The 16,982-nt window shown below is 48.1% G+C and carries 15 protein-coding genes; 5 read left to right on the forward strand and 10 right to left on the reverse strand.

Annotated elements, in window-relative coordinates; all coding sequences use genetic code 11:
* Positions 1–41: 41 nt before the first annotated feature.
* From VGN67_RS21470 to VGN67_RS21485, 4 genes are all read right to left on the reverse strand, one after another.
* On the reverse strand, positions 42–1,133 hold the full coding sequence (locus tag VGN67_RS21470) for a hypothetical protein (protein WP_327488991.1): 1,092 nt from the start codon (positions 1,131–1,133) through the stop codon (positions 42–44).
* Positions 1,134–1,147: 14 nt separating this feature from the next.
* Entirely contained in the window at positions 1,148–2,704 is a 1,557-nt protein-coding gene (locus VGN67_RS21475; RefSeq protein ID WP_327488993.1) for an arylsulfatase, read from the reverse strand.
* A gap of 114 nt (positions 2,705–2,818) precedes the next feature.
* Positions 2,819–4,315 carry a RagB/SusD family nutrient uptake outer membrane protein gene (locus tag VGN67_RS21480; RefSeq protein WP_327488995.1) on the reverse strand — a complete coding sequence of 499 codons (1,497 nt, stop codon included), beginning with the start codon at positions 4,313–4,315 and terminating at the stop codon, positions 2,819–2,821.
* 26 nt (positions 4,316–4,341) lie between these two features.
* Entirely contained in the window at positions 4,342–7,365 is a 3,024-nt protein-coding gene (locus tag VGN67_RS21485; RefSeq protein ID WP_327488997.1) for a TonB-dependent receptor, read from the reverse strand.
* Positions 7,366–7,709: 344 nt separating this feature from the next.
* Here VGN67_RS21485 and VGN67_RS21490 point away from each other — a divergent pair, with 344 nt between their 5' ends.
* From VGN67_RS21490 to VGN67_RS21500, 3 genes are all read left to right on the forward strand, one after another.
* Positions 7,710–8,879, forward strand: coding sequence for a LacI family DNA-binding transcriptional regulator (locus VGN67_RS21490; protein ID WP_327489001.1), 1,170 nt, complete (start codon positions 7,710–7,712; stop codon positions 8,877–8,879).
* Positions 8,880–9,074: 195 nt separating this feature from the next.
* On the forward strand, positions 9,075–10,034 hold the full coding sequence (locus tag VGN67_RS21495) for a tyrosine-type recombinase/integrase (RefSeq protein ID WP_327489003.1): 960 nt from the start codon (positions 9,075–9,077) through the stop codon (positions 10,032–10,034).
* Positions 10,035–10,220: 186 nt separating this feature from the next.
* Positions 10,221–10,910, forward strand: coding sequence for a DNA alkylation repair protein (locus VGN67_RS21500; RefSeq protein ID WP_327489005.1), 690 nt, complete (start codon positions 10,221–10,223; stop codon positions 10,908–10,910).
* 212 nt (positions 10,911–11,122) lie between these two features.
* Here VGN67_RS21500 and VGN67_RS21505 read toward each other — a convergent pair whose 3' ends face one another.
* Entirely contained in the window at positions 11,123–11,686 is a 564-nt protein-coding gene (locus VGN67_RS21505) for an SIS domain-containing protein (protein ID WP_327489007.1), read from the reverse strand.
* A gap of 7 nt (positions 11,687–11,693) precedes the next feature.
* A complete protein-coding gene (locus tag VGN67_RS21510; protein WP_327489009.1) occupies positions 11,694–12,596 on the reverse strand; it encodes an ROK family protein in 903 nt (300 codons plus the stop codon).
* Between the two features lie 178 nt (positions 12,597–12,774).
* Here VGN67_RS21510 and VGN67_RS21515 point away from each other — a divergent pair, with 178 nt between their 5' ends.
* On the forward strand, positions 12,775–13,014 hold the full coding sequence (locus tag VGN67_RS21515) for a hypothetical protein (protein ID WP_327489011.1): 240 nt from the start codon (positions 12,775–12,777) through the stop codon (positions 13,012–13,014).
* 404 nt (positions 13,015–13,418) lie between these two features.
* On the forward strand, positions 13,419–14,618 hold the full coding sequence (locus VGN67_RS21520; RefSeq protein WP_327489013.1) for a Gfo/Idh/MocA family oxidoreductase: 1,200 nt from the start codon (positions 13,419–13,421) through the stop codon (positions 14,616–14,618).
* A gap of 46 nt (positions 14,619–14,664) precedes the next feature.
* On the opposite strand, the gene VGN67_RS21525 is transcribed toward VGN67_RS21520, so the two are convergent.
* The 4 genes from VGN67_RS21525 to VGN67_RS21540 all read right to left on the reverse strand — a co-directional run bounded on the left by VGN67_RS21525 (position 14,665) and on the right by VGN67_RS21540 (position 16,931).
* The gene (locus VGN67_RS21525; protein WP_327489015.1) at positions 14,665–15,570 is read right to left on the reverse strand and encodes a cation diffusion facilitator family transporter; all 906 of its coding nucleotides are present in this window, start codon (positions 15,568–15,570) and stop codon (positions 14,665–14,667) included.
* 2 nt (positions 15,571–15,572) lie between these two features.
* Positions 15,573–16,070: a DUF2231 domain-containing protein gene (locus VGN67_RS21530; protein ID WP_327489017.1), complete on the reverse strand. Its 498-nt coding sequence runs from the start codon at positions 16,068–16,070 to the stop codon at positions 15,573–15,575.
* 3 nt (positions 16,071–16,073) lie between these two features.
* Complete coding sequence (locus VGN67_RS21535; protein WP_327489019.1) at positions 16,074–16,391, reverse strand: hypothetical protein; 318 nt, start codon at positions 16,389–16,391, stop codon at positions 16,074–16,076.
* A gap of 114 nt (positions 16,392–16,505) precedes the next feature.
* Positions 16,506–16,931 (reverse strand): hypothetical protein, encoded by a 426-nt coding sequence (locus tag VGN67_RS21540; protein ID WP_327489021.1) that lies wholly within the window; start codon positions 16,929–16,931, stop codon positions 16,506–16,508.
* Positions 16,932–16,982: the final 51 nt, after the last annotated feature.

The following is a 16,982-nucleotide window of genomic DNA, read 5'->3' on the forward strand; positions in this document are numbered from 1 at the left end:
GATATAAATATTGGGATAAAAGATACCTTCAAGGGCACCATCTACAACTTTTCACGCTTACTAAGTATCTTTTTTACCTCCTTGTGCTTTTCCGCCTGACTCTGAAAAAGCTGGTACGTCAGCGAAGCTATTTCCTTCACCGGACTTTCCAGGAAGGGTTCCAGCCGTACCAGCGACTCCTGGTTCAGAGCGGCCTGGTTGGTCTTCAGCAACCCAAGTACCTTGGTAGTTTGCTGTTCGGTCATTGATTTCAGGTTTCTTGTTAATTCATCGAGCGTACCACTGTGGAGTGGGTATCCTTTCAGCTTATTAAGGAGCTCATTCTGCATTTCAAACTTCACCCGACCCACCATGCCGGCCAGCTCCTTCTGATAGGTTGGCGTGGTCCAGACTACATCGGGTAGTTTCTCAATGGCAAAAAAAGGTACGTAGGAATCTCCGCTAGCCATGAGTCGAATCAGGTGGGGAAGGTACTTAGGGGTACTTTCCGATGGTATTTTTTTCAGAGCATAAAATTGGTACTGAAAGTTATCCGCCTGTAGCATGTCCAGGAGCATTGAATTCGTGAACCGCGCTTCGGTATGCTTGAGTATTTTCTCCGCTACTTCCCCGTTGACAATATGCCAAAGGGTATGGGTCGTGTAAAGGGCTCCGCCTACTACCTCATCCCTGATAGTGGCGCTGGTAGCTCCGGAGGTGGCATCCACCACGCTGGAAGTTCGCTTTTCCTTTTCATCTACCAGGGCTTTCATGTCGTAATCACGCAGCAGGGAAGTCTTATTGGACAAAATGGTCTTTAATTTCTTATGGTCTTCTTCCGTAAATGGATCGTGGTCAAACTTCGTCAGGGGCGCTTTAGGAGGTAGTTTATACTCCTTAAAATTCCCCAGCAGATCCCAGGATAAATCAATCACTACCAGGTAACAAAGGCTGTCTTTGCAGACGGGCGTTCTGACGTGGCTGGTATAGTACTCAGGCTTACCAGCCTGAGTATAGGCCAGGTCAACCTCAATCAGTACCGAATCTCCGAAATAGGTTTCAAAGGCTCTCTCCTTCCGGATAAACTCCACAGGAAAATAAGACCAACCTATTAGCCAAAGGAATAGCGGTATGAAAAGAAGGATAACTTTCATTCAGAAAAAAGGAATTACTTATTTTTTGAAAACTGATTCAACTCAACTACCCCTACTCTGTTTGCCCATTGATTGTACTTCCTGATTAGCTGCTGGGTCTTTTTACTATACTTTGAGCTAAGGTCCTGGCTTTCAAAAGGGTCGTTTTTTAAGTTGTACAACTCCCATTGTTTAACCTTACTAGTGGCTACCAGCTTCCAGTGACCGATTCGATAGGCGCGGTTTCCTTCGTGTTCCCAGCCCAATTCGACTGTATGAACTTGGGGTTTTCCTATCCAGGTTGGAACTAGTGTTTTACCTTCCAGGGGTAAAGTGGGTTCACCCGTGGCCGCCGTAGCGGGATAAGTAGAATTAGCCAATTGCATCAGGGTTGGAAAAATATCCATGATATGGGCGGGCTGCTCTTCAACCCTTCCTTTTGGCAGCAACATAGGGTAATGTACAATTAATGGAGTTCGTATTCCTCCTTCGTGAACATACATTTTATACTTCCGATAGGGGGTATTACTAACCGTGGCCCATTCCTGACCGTAGGAGGTCCAGTTATACCTATCACCCGGCCTGGCAGAAGCTCCTTTGACCGGTTTAACATGAGTAGCTTCCCCTCCGTTGTCCGATAAGAAAAGGACAAGGGTATTCTCCAGCTGCCCCGTTTCCTCTAATTTTTTAATAATTCGTCCAATACCTTCATCCATGCACGTGATTTGGGCGGCATAGGTAGCCATGGCCAGGTCGAAGGAATCCTTTTCGGCGGTAGAGAGCTCTTCCCAACGCATCTTTAGACTATTCTGCGGTAACTGGGCATTCTGGTGGACTAGCCCCTTTTGTTTCATTTTGTTGAAGCGCTCCCGCTGCAACACCTCATATCCTGATAGATATTTCCCCCTAAACTTTTCAATATCGGCTGCTTTTGCCTGAAGTGGAAAGTGAGGAGCGACGTGCGCAACGTACAAGAAGTAGGGCCTCTGCTGATGTCTTTCCACAAAGCGAACTGCATAATCATTGATAGCATCTGTTGAGTAAAAGGTAGTGGAATCAGGCACAAATACTTCTTCATTGAGTAGGAGTGAACGGTTGATCCGAGGAGGATAAAAGTAGAGGCCGCCACCTCCCTTTATTAAAAACTGCTCGTCAAAGCCACGACGTAAAGGCTGTACTTCGGGAGCATTTCCAACATGCCATTTACCGGAGATACCCGTATCATATCCTGCCTTTTTCAACATTTCTGCCAAAGTAACTGTATTACTTTTTAGCTGTCCCTGATAGGAGGGAAAACCCTTATCACTATCCATATCACCAAGGCCTGCCTGATGCGGATAAAGCCCTGTAAGCAGGCTAGCCCGGCTAGGACAGCAACGTCCGGCATTATAAAACTGACTCATGAGCAACCCTTTACTTGCCAACCGGTCCAGGTTTGGGGTAGGTATCTCAGAACCCATACAGCCCAAATCTGAGTAGCCCATATCATCTGCCATAATCAGTATAATATTAGGCCGCCGAGTATGAGGATCAGGCACTTTATCCAGATAGTGAAATCTAATAAAAAACAGTAGAATGTGAAACAGTATCATGTCATGCCGTGGATAAAGTAATACAGGTACCTTGGAAATTTACCTTAGTACCAAAACAACCTGTTATGCAAGAAAGAAGGACAGCTCCTGACTAGCAGGAGCTGTTCGAATCTTCTATTGCCACGCTTGGTTCTGGGTGAGCTCAGGGTTGGCATTTACCTCATCCTGTGGGATGGGGAAGTACTTGTTCTTGGCCTGCACCGGGCGGTTAGGGTACACCGAGTTCGTGGCTTTGGGTACTACTTCCAGGAACTTACCGGTACGAGTCAGGTCATACCAGCGGTCGCCTTCGGCAAAAAACTCCCACGAACGCTCCTGAAGTACCGCGTCAATAAATGCATCCTTGCTCAGTCCGGTGCCCAAATTAGGTAAACCCGCCCGGGTACGTACCGCATTAATAAAGCCATATGCTTTGGGAGTAGCCCCGTTGAGGCGCGCTTCCGCTTCGGCGGCAATCAGGTACATGTCCGGAAGCCGTAAAATAGGGATATTAACAATGGTACCCGTTGTGGAAACCGGATCGCGGTACTTACGGATGAGTACACCCTCAGTGGTTATAGGTGTGATGTTTTGCTGAGGTACAACGTTGCCCGCCCGGTTGATATAAGAAGTCTCCATCAGTTGACGGCGCTTATCGGCCGGGTTAAAGGAATTATAGAAGGACATATAGGCAAACATAGAACCAAACGAGGTACGGGCGTACTCAACACCAGCACTACCCGATGGTCCGGCCAGTCCTACCAGCTGGTGGGAGTTACCCGGCGAAATGGGATCGGCTTCGTAGGCCCAGATATTCTCTATGCGGGCGGCATCTTCTGTCCGGTAGTCATATACATCCAGCACGTTAGGTAGTAACCTATACTTACCAGAGTTAATCACCGACTCCGCCTTTTCCAGGGCTTTGGCCCAGTCTTCGTTATAAAGCGCCGCTTTGGCGTACAGGGCATTAACCGCTTCGCGCGAAGGACGACCTTTTTCTACCGCCGGAAACGAAGCTAAACCAGCCGCCAGGGCCATATCAAGGTCGCTGTAAATTTGTTGATACACTTCCTTGATGGGACTTTTCCCTACGTAGGCTTTAGCTTCGGAAGTACTGGGTTCGGTCTTTACGGGCACTTCCCCGAAGTTTTTGGTCAGCATCCAGTGGTAAAAAGCCCGCAGGAAATACGATTCACCAATGATTTGCTTCTTACGGGTTTCGTCCATGGTGGCATCAGGTACCTTGGCAATAATCCAGTTGGCTTTTTCGATGCCGCTGTAGGCAGCAGACCAGATTTGCTGAGGTGACTCGAAGATGCGGCCGGCGCTACGCTGGGTGGTGTAGGTAGGCTCTACGGTAAATAGCGTAAGGGTATTACGCCCTACCACCGCCCGGGGATACACCTGGTCGGCGCTATAAGCAGGTACCATAATGGCAGCCGGGCCACCGTACAAGCCACCCAATGCATTATAAACGGCAATGAGTCCTTTTTCCGCGTCGGTACCTGTTTTGTAGAAGTTTTCGGTGAAGATAGAAGAGTACACCTGCTCTTCCAGCTCACAGGATGTCATACCCACGCCCAGCAGGAGCATCGGTAGAATCTTATAAATGGATTTATATCTGATTTTCATGTCGATAGAATTTTTATGAGGTCAAATTAAAACGTAACCTGAATACCGCCCAGGAATGACTTTGCCTGTGGGTATACCAGATTGTCGATTCCGATGGCGGTGTTAGAACCCGCGTAGGTGTTCACCTCGGGGTCGTAGCCCGAGTACTTGGTCAGCGTCAGCAGGTTATTGCCACTAACGTAGATGCGCGCCCGACTGATGCCCTTAATAGCTGGCAGGGTATAGCCCAGGGTGATGTTCTTGAGGCGTACATAGGAGCCATCCTCAACCGGATAGTCAGTAATAGGCAACCGTCCACCTTGAAAGGCGCTAACATACTGGTTATTAGGATTAGTAGGTGTCCAGCGATTGACCAAGCCTTTAAACTGATTACGGTGGCCAAGGGGGGTTTCAAAAGATAGATGACTCGCATTGTAGATATCATTCCCTTGTGAGCCCGACAGGAAAGCACTGAAATCGAAGTTCTTGTAACCCAGGTTAGTTGAAGCTCCGAAGATAAAGTTAGGGTTAGGATTACCCGTTATAGTCTGATCTTGGGCGTTGATGGCACCGTCGTTGTTCAGATCTTTCACCTTGTGGCCCCCTATACGTCCGTCATAGCCCGGAATGATAGCGTCGCCAGTCTGATTGATACCATCAAACACGTAGGTCTTGAAAACACCTAGGGGCTGTCCGACACTCAGGATGGAGAAGTTGGTTACGAATCGTTCCTGAGTAGTACCACCGTCCAGGTCCAGCAATTTGTTTCGGTTGGCAGTAAGGTTACCAGATACCGACCAGGTTACGGGACCATTCAGGATTATAGCATTGGTAGCAAACTCAAATCCCTTATTTTCCAGCGAAGCATAGTTACCGGTAATGCTTGAGTAACCCGACGACAGCGGCAGCGTCTTCACGTAAAGCAGGTCATTGGTTTGCTTGTGGTAGTAATCCATAATGACCGAAATACGGTTATTAAGCATGCTTATATCCACCCCAAAGTTAGCCTGAGCCGATTTCTCCCAGCGCAGGTCCGGGTTGGCAATACCCGAGGGACTGATAGCGGTCAGGTAGGCATTATTCAGGTTATAGCCACCACCCGAGCCCACCGTAGCCAGGGACTGGTAAGGCGAAATACCACCGGCATTTCCCGTTATTCCATAGCTGGCCCGAAGTTTAAGATCCGAAAGCCAGTTAACGTCCTGCAGGAATGGTTCTTCAATCAACCGCCAGGCGGCCGAAATAGCCGGAAAGAAACCGTATTTGTGGTTAGTTCCGAACTTACTGGAACCATCGATCCGAGCTGTCAGGTCCAGGAAGTATTTGTCCCGGAAACCGTAGTTAACCCGACCCATGTAGGAATCCAGCCGCTGCTGCGAACGACTGCTGCTTACATTGCGGTTGAGGGCTAGCTGAAGAGCCTCGTTACGGGTAGCGTCATTCGGAAAGCCCGTTGCGGAAATAGAGTTATTGTTAGAGTTTTCAATTTGGGAAGCAAATACACCCGTAAAACGCAGGCTGTGTACTTCATTAAATTTGCGGTTGTAAGAAACAATACTTTCGTGCAGCAGCCCGATGAAGTTGGAGTTGGATTTAGAAGCTGAGCCTGAATTGTCGTTAATATCCGCCCTGTTAATGATTGAAATCGGTGAGTAGTAATCATCCAGTCGGTTTTGAAGGTCCGCGTTAAAGGATGCCCGGTACGATAGACCGGGGAGAATCTCATACTCGCCAAAGAGATTGACCAGGGTACGCTTGATATCCCGCTGACGCAGTACCTCAGTGAAGTTCAGTGGGTTCACCACCTCGCGGTACTGACCTTTGCCTTGTTCGCCAAATGGAAAGATGGAGCCGTCGGCCCGGTAAGGCTGTAGAGTTGGAGGCGCTCCAATGGCAGCACCCAGTACGCTGGTAGTTACCACCGCGGCGTCACCAATGGTAGTACTTCCGGCATCCACCCCATTACTTATATTGTAACTTCCCAAGATACTTGTCCCAATCTTGAATCTGTCCGTTATTTTATGATCAAGGTTGAGTCGGTAAGAATACCGCTTAAAGTTTGAATTTATAATGATACCATCCTGGTTAAAGTAGTTGGCCGATAGCGCTAACTGGGTCTTTTCGTTACCACCGTTTATGGAAAGTTGGTGACTTTGAATGGGGGCCTTCTGAAAAATAATGTTCTGCCAGTTGACACCCTCGCCTAGTGAAGAAGGATCAGGATAGTCATTATTTTTATAAATCTCATTGTCGAGTTGGGCAAATTCGGCTGCGTTCAGTACATCCAGGGTTTTGGTAGCCTGCTGTACGCCGTAGTAGCTATCAATTGACACCCGGGTGGCACCGGCCCGTCCGCGCTTGGTGGTAATAAGTACTACCCCGTTGGCGGCGCGTGCACCGTAAATGGCCGAAGCCGAAGCATCTTTCAGTACCTCAACCGACTCGATGTCGTTGGGGTTAATGGTCGAAAGTGGACTCACGTCGTTAATCCCACCGCCATTTGAAATCTGAATACCGTCCACTACGTACAACGGCTCCGAATTTCCGTTAATAGAGTTGGTTCCCCGGATGCGAACACTGATGTTCCCGCCGGGCGCCCCGGTGTTTTGGTTGATCTGAACGCCCGATACCCGCGCCTGTAGGCCCTGGGCTACGTTGGTAACCGGAAGCTGAGTAAGCTCATCCGCCTTAACGGAAGCGATGGAACCGGTAGTTTCTATTCTACGCTGCGTACCGTACCCAACTACCACCAATTCATCCAGCGCCCGGGTATCAGTCCTGAGTGATACATTAATGGTAGAGCGGTTGTTGACGGGTATTTCCTGGCTCACATAGCCCAGGAAAGAAAATACAAAGGTAGCGCCCGGGGCCGCACTCAGAGAATAGCTTCCGTCAACATTGGTAATGGTACCACGTTGGGTTCTTTTTACCGTTACACTAACGCCCGGAATCGTTTCGCCGTTTTCGTCCGTTACTTTTCCGGTTACGGTCAGGTCCTGTGCCCGAAGTTCTCCCCAGGCTGCGATGCACAGCAGCAGTAGGAAGCAGGTTTTTGTTAAAGTTTTTAACATGCTGGTAATGATTTGGGTTTAAGAATAATCATATTAGAATAATGCAATTTTTAGTAGGGTTTTACATTTTGGTTGCGTCATATAAGGGTATAAGAAGAATTAGCCTTTTGGTACTGAGCAGCGATTTTGTAGTTAAATATAAGGTAGGGGAATAGTATACAAGGAATAAATAGGGCTAAAATATCTTAAAATTAAACAAAAAATATCGGTAACGTTTGCGCAAACGTTACCGATATAAAACTTTACACACTAATTATATAAAAATATCAAATCAGCTCTTTTTACGTATATTTGGTTGCAAGTCAGGATATACCTAGTTCTTATATAAATATATTACAATTTTTATGATCCCTTGCGTTAAGTGTCAACAAGTAGAAACCATCATGAAAGCGGGCTTTGTGAGGGGAAAGCAACGGTACCTCTGCAAAGACTGCAACTACTTTTTTACTTTGCCTACGGGTACGCCAACCGCCAGCCAGCCCCGGCGGCGGCGGCACCAGACTACCATTATTGACATAGCCCGAACCCTGGGCGTTTCGAACTCGACGGTGTCAAGGGCTTTGCACGGTCATCCCGATATTAGTCCGGAAACACGACAGCAGGTACTTGATATGGCCACCCAGCTCGACTACCAGCCCAACCAGCTTGCTTATAGTCTGGTCAAAAGCCTCACCAATACCATCGGGATCATAGTACCGGAGTTTTTTACGCCATTTTTTCCCAATGTTATTGTGGGGGTACAGGAGGTACTTTCCCGGGCAGGGTATCACCTTATCATTATGCAGTCAAGTGAGTCGTACGAAACCGAGGTAGGTAATACCAAAGCGATGCTAGCCAACCGGGTCGACGGCATCATTGCCTCCCTCAGCCTGGAAACTAACAATTATGACCATTTTGAAGTCTACGAAAAAAGGGGAATACCCGTCGTTTATTTCAATCGGGTTTGTCACGAACTGGCGGGCCCCAAGGTAGTAGTAAATGATTATATCGGTGCCTATAAGGCGGTGGAACACCTTATCCAAAATGGATACCAACGCATAGCTCACCTGGGCGGTCCGCCCAACCTTGTAATAAGTCAGGAGCGCCTTCGGGGTTATAAAGCTGCCCTCCAGAAATACGGCTTTGACGTTCGACCCGAACTGATTATCCACGGTGATCTCACCCAACACAAAGCCCGGATCTATGGACAGTACCTGCTGGACATGGACAATCCTCCCGATGCTATATTCGCGGTGAATGATCCGACGGCCATTGAAATTCTGCTGCTGGCAAAGGCCAAAGGACTGCTTGTCCCGGAAGATCTGGGGGTGGTAGGATTTAGCGACGACCCCATCGCCGCCCACATCGGCAACGGCCTCACTACCGTTAAGCAACCTACCCACCTGATGGGTACCATGACCGCCGAAATGATTCTGAGATTGATTAACGAAGAAGAAGAACAATGGAAGCCCGAAACGAAGGTACTTGAGGCCGAATTGGTAGTAAGAGGTTCGTCCGTGCGGAGCCGAAAATAAGGCACCAGTAAACTCGTACTACAAATTTACTAGGTAGACACCGACTCAGGTTTTTTATGGAAAAGAGCAAAGGTTTATTTTATTTAAAATAAAAATTATTTCGGCCAGACTCTGGTAAAAGAAAAATCTTTTTTTAATATTAGTTCCGATAATTTTTGTCGCTAAGTCAAAGCCTTCATAATAAATATTCGTTTCATGCAGGAAGATTTTCAGGAGGACAAAGCCCGGGCTTTGGTTCGCTATTCGGATAAAGTTGCCCATTATGCCCAGGCCGGATTGGAGGGAGCCCGCAATACCCAAAGGGCTTATCAGGCAGACATCCGGCACTACTACGAATGGTGCCAGCTACAGGGGCTGACTGCCTTTCCGGTGGATGCGGAGGTACTTGCGGTTTACGTGACCCACCTGGCAGACGAATGCAAATGGGCTACCATACAGCGGCGGATGGCGGCTCTCCGCAAATGGCACGAGTTGAAAAACGAAGAATTTCCCGCCAGGAGCCGGCAAGTACAGGCGGTGCTGGAGGGTATCAGACGGGTCAAGGGTATTCGACAAAAACAGGCTCCGGCCTTTTCGCTGGACGAATTCCGCCCTTTGATCCAGTCGTTCGACCCGGAAAATGTGATTGAACTACGCGATAAGGTTGTGCTGCTGTTGGGCTTTACCGGTGCCTTTCGCCGGTCTGAACTCGTGGCGCTGAACATTGAAGATTTAAGTTTTTCACGACAGGGGCTCATCATTACGCTGACCCAGAGCAAGACCAATCAGTACGGAGAAATTGAACAGAAAGCTTTTTTCTACCATCCGGACCCGCTGCTGTGCCCAATCAGGACCCTGGAAGAATGGCTGGCCCTGCGCCCGGCTCAGGGGCCGCTGCTGGTGAGGTTTCGGAAGGGGAAAACCCACGGAGAAGTACGGCTCACCGAAGAACGGTTATCGGATAAAAGTGTGGATAACCTGGTTAAACACTACCTGGGAACAGAATACTCGGCGCACTCGTTGCGGGCCTCCTTCGTGACTGCCGCCAAGCTCAACGGCGCTGATGACATGGAAGTTATGCAACAAACCAAGCACCGGACCTCGGCCATGATCCAACGCTATACCCGCACAGATGATATTCGGAAGTTCAACGCGGGCAAAAAATTAGGGCTGTAGAACTCATTATAATATATTGAAAATCAAATAGAAACAAAAAATTTTACTGAAATAAAAAATAATTATTAGCAAAACAGTACCAGCAAGCATTTCACTACGTATATTTACCTGAATTATATAGTATATATACGCACACTAAACTAACGGTACTCCTTGTATCGTTGCCCTTTATCAATGAAAGAACTCATGCAAGAACTAGCCCTGCTGGGTAATGATGCCTGCAAAAAGGTATACCTAAAGCACGGTGCCCAGGAACCCCTCTTTGGTGTAAGAACCACTGACCTCAAAAAACTACAGGTCAACTACCCAAACCACCACCAACAGGCGCTGGATTTGTATTGTACCGGAAATTCCGATGCTATGTACCTGGCCGGCTTACTAGTTGATTCCGAATTAATGACACCGCCGCTGCTGGATGAGTGGGTACAGGCAGCCAACTGGTACCTGCTTAGCGAATACACCGTTGCAGTTGTGGCCGCCGAAAGCCCTTACCGGCTGGAAATGGCTAGAAAATGGATAGATGCGGAGGAAGAAATGATAGCCAATACCGGCTGGGCAACCTGGGCTTATATGATTGGTTTTCTTTCCAACGACTATTTTGAAGAGGAAGAAATCAACTACTTACTGGAAAGGATCCGGATAACCATTCAGGTTGAAGCCAATCGGGTTCGGTACAGTATGAATAATTTCCTGATTGCGGTAGGAAGTCTTTACTCGCCTCTTAGCGAAAAAGCCTGCCAAATAGCCGAAGAAATTGGCCAGGTACAGATTGAGTTAGCCGGGAGGTCTTATATAGCTCCATCGGCGCTTACCAGCATTGCTAGTATCCAGAAATCCCTGGGGATGGAAACAAGACGTATACCTGTCATCGTCTAGGCTTGTTCTCAAAGATAAATTTATTTTCAGGGAATCATAGAGCCTAACCCAGGTTTTGCTGGCCTGGGAGGCCGCTGGCTGTATTGTCTGTTTTTGATTGTAAAGGTTAAATTAAAGCTATTTCGGAGTAATTTCGATGGTTCTATAATCTACCTTATGTTAAGTCAATTAGGTTAGCGAAAGGCATAATTGAAACTATCCCGTTTCACCACCTAATTACCCTGTTCCATAAATTGATAGCAGAGCATGTGGCAAATAGTCATGTGCGCGTCCTCAACGCGGCCGTAGTGTTCAGAGTCAACCACCACTACTTCCTGCGCTATTTCGGCAAGCTTTCCTTTTTTTCCACCCACCAGGGCTATGGTGGTTAACCCGTTGGCGTTTGCCCAGTCAATGGCTTTGACCAGGTTGGGCGAATTGCCGCTCACGCTCATGGTAAGTACCAAGTCGTTGGGCTGCGCGTAGTTTTGCAATTGGCCCAAAAACACATCGTCGTAAGAATAATCGTTGCCTAAAGCGGTTATCCAGGCCGTATTGTCATTAAGGGACAAACAACGAAAACGCTTCCCCAGCGCATCGGAGGCTCCTTTCCCTAAGTCGGTCATGAAATGGGATGCATTGGCGGCGCTACCCCCGTTACCAAAAACAAACAACTGACGGTTGTGGGTCCAGGCTTCCCGGAGCAGCTCGGCAATCTGCCGGACTTTATGAAGCGGAATGGAATCCAGGGTAGTTTTTTGTTGGTCAATGTAAGCGCTGTAATAGTTTGTTTCCATGAATTGATCAGTTTTTTGCTAATAGTAAAGCACCCGTAGGGACTACATCTTCGCCAAGCTGAGAAAGTGCAATAACAGGTACTGGTTGAAAAACAGGTACTATATAACCGGGCAGAGCCTGGCGCACCGCCCGAAGAAGCGGTTCTCCGAGTAACGATACGCCACCGCCCAAAATAATAATATCCGGATGAAAAAGGTGTACCACGTGAGAAAGTCCAAAGGCCAGATCATCAGCGTATTGGTTTAGAATTGCCCAGGCGGCGGGGTCCTCTTCCAGAAGGGCCGTTGACAAATAGCGGGCTTCCTGCGAGGTAGCCGACCCGATTGCTTTTTTAAGTGCGGAACTTTCAGGAAGCGCTGGAATTCTATTGCGGATCAGCCTGTCCAGCGCCCAGCCGGAACAGCACGACTCCAGCGTTGCCCCTTCCTTATCCAAACGCAGGTGCCCAATTTCAGCTTCCCCCGGAGATGCGCTATGAAACAATTTTCCATAATTGACCATTCCCCCCCCTACTCCACTGCCCAGGGTACTATAAAAAACGTGGTCGTAATTCTTTCCCGCTCCACACTGGGCTTCGCCCAAGGCTGCGACATTGGCATCGTTTTCCACTTTTACTTTGGCTCCGGTCAGTTCATGAAGCCAGGTGACAATATCAAAACCCGACCAGCCCGCTATTTGGTGGGAAGTGGCGATCCGGCCAGTAGCCCGGTTGACGGGTCCACCAAAACCAACGCCGATGGCCGTTGGGAAGGCAGGAAGCGCACGAAGTACCTGTTCAATGGTTTCCCGGATTCCTTGGGCTCCTTTTTCTTTATCCACCTCAAACCGGAAACGTTCCCTAATAAGACCGTCAGCCTCACCGGTGACTACCTGTATCTTGGTTCCGCCAATTTCAATGCCGACATTCATTTATTTTTTGTCAATGAATTGGTAAAATAATAGTTAGAGCAAAGATGCTAAAATTTTACTGTCTGAATAGCCTGGTCAAATATTTATTGAATTTCCGGATGGTATCCCATCAAGAATAGCCTGCCAAACAATAGCGGCAGTGGCTGGTTATGCATAGGATTACTTAACGTATAAGGTTATGAAAACAAAACAAGGGATAGCAGGATTTCTGATAATCCTGGGCATGGCTACCGCACCCATAGCTTGTGAATCCAAAACCGAACGGAAAGCAGAGAAAGTACAGGATGCCTACAAAGACGCCGTGGATGCACGGCAGGAAGGCGATACCAGCGAAATGCGGGAAACGCAAGCCGACCTGGACACTGCCCGTCAGGAATATCGGGAATTAGCTAAGGATACTGTCCGAAAGAGAAACTAATTTCTCCATTTACAGGAGCCAACGTACTTTCTATAAAAGGTACGTTGGCTCTTTTTTTATGACGAACAGGTATATATTTTCCATAAGCTATTTTACTACTAATCTCTTGCCCCAGCTTATTGATAGATGAATTAGTTTGTAAACTTTTGTCAGGCTGAGCGGAGTCGAAGCCCGGGCTTCGACTCCGCTCAGCCTGACAAACCTAATCGCATACTTTACAACTCTATTTACTTTTCTATAACGCCTCTAAATAATGGGTCAGGACATTGTAGATTAAAAGTGAGAGAATTTGAACAAATAAAAGAAAGTAATTTTTTGACAATGTGCTTACCAAAACATAAAGGATAGGAGCTGGTTAGTAGGTAAATGAATGCATATTACCAGTAGAAATAAACCTAATAGTTATGAAAAAGTCTGGAATCCATACCCTAGATCAGCGCATATACCGAAGGGAATTTATCCACTACGCAGGTACCTCCGCCCTTATGCTGCCGGCCCTGTCACTGCTGTCAGGATGCGGAGGAAAAGAAAATCAGTCTTCGGAAAAAACCGAGGCTACCGATGCCTCCGGCGACAGGCAACTAGGAATAGCCCTGGTGGGGCTGGGCAATTATAGCGAAGGCCAGCTGGGACCGGCTCTGAAAGAAACCAAGTTGTGCCGACTGGCCGGTATAGTAACAGGTACCCCCGAAAAGGCCGAAAAGTGGAAGAAGGAGTACGGCATTCCGGATCAGAATGTGTACAACTACCAGACCTTTGACCAGATAAAGGACAACCCCGAGATAGACATTGTATACGTAGTACTGCCCAACGCTATGCACGCTGAATATACAATCAGGGCGGCGCAGGCCGGTAAACATGTCATTTGTGAAAAACCAATGGCAACTACCTCAGCAGATTGCAAGAAGATGATTGACGCCTGTAATCAGGCTGGCAAAAAACTCGGCATTGGGTACCGCCTCCACTTTGAGCCCCACAACCTCGAAATGATGCGCCTGGGACAGCAGCTGGAGTTTGGGCAGGTAAAACGGATTATCGCTCAGAACGGTCAAAAACAAGGAAACGACACTCCGTGGCGCTTTGATAAAGAATTATCGGGTGGAGGTCCCCTTCCTGATGTTGGTATATACTGCATTCAGGGAGCCATTTATACCAAAGGCCAGGTACCCGTTTCGGTAACGGCCCGGTACCATCCAGTGACGGATCAGGAGAAATTCAGTGAGGTGGAGGAAGGAATGGATTTCCAAATGCAGTTTGAGGATGGCTCAGTGGCCGATTGCAAGACCAGCTACAACGACAAATACAACCTGCTGCGGGCCGAAGCGGCCAACGGCTGGTTTGAACTGGACCCTGCCTACCCCTACGATGGTCTTAAAGGCAGAACCAGCCGGGGCCCCATGGATATTGAAAATATCAACCAGCAGGCCCGTCAGATGGACGCCTTTGCGGCAAGTATTATTAATAACGCTGAAAATCCGGTAACGGGCGAAATGGGTATGCGCGATGTGCAGCTCATTGAGGCTATCTATCAGGCCGCTGACTCCGGCAGAAAAATATCAACCACCCAGGTAGTAAAGGTACTTGACCATTACCAAACAGCCTAAGTACCTGAGTGAATAAAGACCTAACCGGTGTAATTATAAAAGCAAATCAGGTAGGGGGTGTACCGGGTTCAATGTGAATTAAAACGCCGGTAAACTGGGGCAGTTCCGTTTGTATTCTTCCCTTGACCCGGTGCGCTACCTCGTGTCCTTTTTCAACCGTGAGGTCTTTATCTACCCAGATGTGCAGGTCAGCATAATTCATTATGCCCATTTTTCGGATATGACATTTTTCTACCTTTATAACTTCCGGAACCTGCTCGGCCAGGTTTTTTACCCGGATGGTCAGTTCGGGATCCAGATTTTCATCCAGTAGCTCGCCCAGCGCGGGCCGAAGGATCAGGTAAGAATTGATAATAATGATCCCCGCCGCGAGTAAGGCAGCCCAGTCGTCCGCTACTTCATAGCCTTCCCCGCCCAGTAATCCGATGGAAATACCAATAAAGGCGGCAACCGACGTTATGGCATCGCTCCGGTGGTGGAAGGCGTCGGCTTTTACCACTTCACTGTTCATTTCTACGCCTGTCTTCAAAACATATCGGTACATCAATTCCTTAATGGCTATAACCACTATCAGGATACCCAGCGTAAATGGAGCCGGCGCTTGGTGGGGGGTCCGGATATTTTCGATACTCTGACGAATAATAAGTACTGCTGCGGTAAAGAGGGCCAGAGAAATACCCACCGCCAGCAAAGCCTCTATTTTGCCGTGGCCGTAGGGATGGTCTTTGTCGGCGGGTTTGGCAGACCACTTCAGGCCCAGCCAAAGCATTGCCGAGGAAAAAATATCAATGGTTGACTCAATGGAATCAGCGATCAGGGCGTAGGAATTACCAAAAATTCCACCCAGCGCCTTCATGATAGCCAGCACTGCACTAACGACCAGCCCCAACAAGGTAGTTTTGAGGCCTTTCTCGGAAAGGTGGGTTTGGGAATATGTAGGTTGGTCCTGCACGATTATTTAATATATTCGGTACAGTCGGCGGCGGGTACCTTCACGCCACCCGCCTGCTGATATACCACCCGCGCCCCCAAATGCCCGGCGTACATAAGGTACCCGGACCCGACCAGCATCAGGCAAAAAACACCCATTCGAAGTACCTTCCTGTACCGCCGAATAAGCCCTGAAATCAAACCCAGGTCAACGGCCGTGGCCCCGGAAAAAATATAAGCCGTGTAGTAAGCAGCTATCTCGTGGTCTTTTAGTACGGTTGGGTCACAAATAGTACGGGATACAATACCATCGGCCAAATCGCCGGTGTAAATAGCTAACCAGGCCGAAATGTAGCCTCCATATAACAAATAAGAGCCTGCCCTTTGCCAGAAAGGTGCAGACTCTTTTAAATTTACTACTGCAACCAATTGAAAAACTGTTGACACCAGCAGCAGGACCAAAGGAAAATGCAGTACCAGCGGGTGCCATATTTCAGTCCGCCAAAAGTCCGGTTCAGTCATTGGTTATTCGAGTATTCTCACGGCGCGGGGTTCTAAACGGTTACCTACCTTTTCAACTTCTACTTCTACCCTACCCCCTTCCCTAAGCTGGTCAAAATTTACTGTCTGGCCATTTTGGGTAAGTTCGGTAGATTCATTAAAATACAGCTCCAAACGTTTATCGTCTTCGGTCTTTACGTAAATTTCAGATTTTTCTGCCTCTACTTCGTCAATTACTCCCTGATAGGTGCCCGATTCTACGACATCCGTTTTTTCCTGGCAAGCGTAAAGAAACGGAACAAACAATAGAAAAGCCAACAGGATTGATTTTACATTTTTCATAGTGTTAAAAGGTTTGATGGATGAAAGTTATAAAGTACCTTCCTGTACTTTTAACAGTGTATACCTGAACCTCGAAAAAATACCATGCCATTCATGCCACCTCAGCCCGCATCACTAGCGGGACCTCAGAAACGACAAGCTGCAATCCAGTTCACAGGACGGGAAGAGTACCAGTGTATCGCCCCGGAACCTGAGCCGCTGGTAGAATACCGGACTCAAATTATTTATAACAAATCCCATCTGTTGTTCACCCAATACGGTGGTATCTATCCTGTAAAAACGGCTGCTGTTATAATATTCCAGCTCGTCGCCCTGGGTCATGAGCGTACCTTCATTGGTAAAGGTAATGGTTTGGGGTGGGGTAGCCGGTATGCTCCTGACAAGGATGAGCGAGTCGCGCGGAATCCGGCGCTCTACCAGCCGCCAGGTACCTACCACGCGCGGATCAGCCCGGCCTAACTGCGGGTCTGGCCGGGTACAAGCCGTAACACAAAGTGCTGCCAGCAGGGCCAGTCCATAACCTTTAAAAATATTTTTCATGCCAACCTTCTGATTGTTTTTGGTCTTGCCCGCCAACGGAACATTTAGCCT

Source organism: Telluribacter sp. (assembly GCF_035998675.1).
Lineage (GTDB): Bacteria > Bacteroidota > Bacteroidia > Cytophagales > Spirosomataceae > Telluribacter.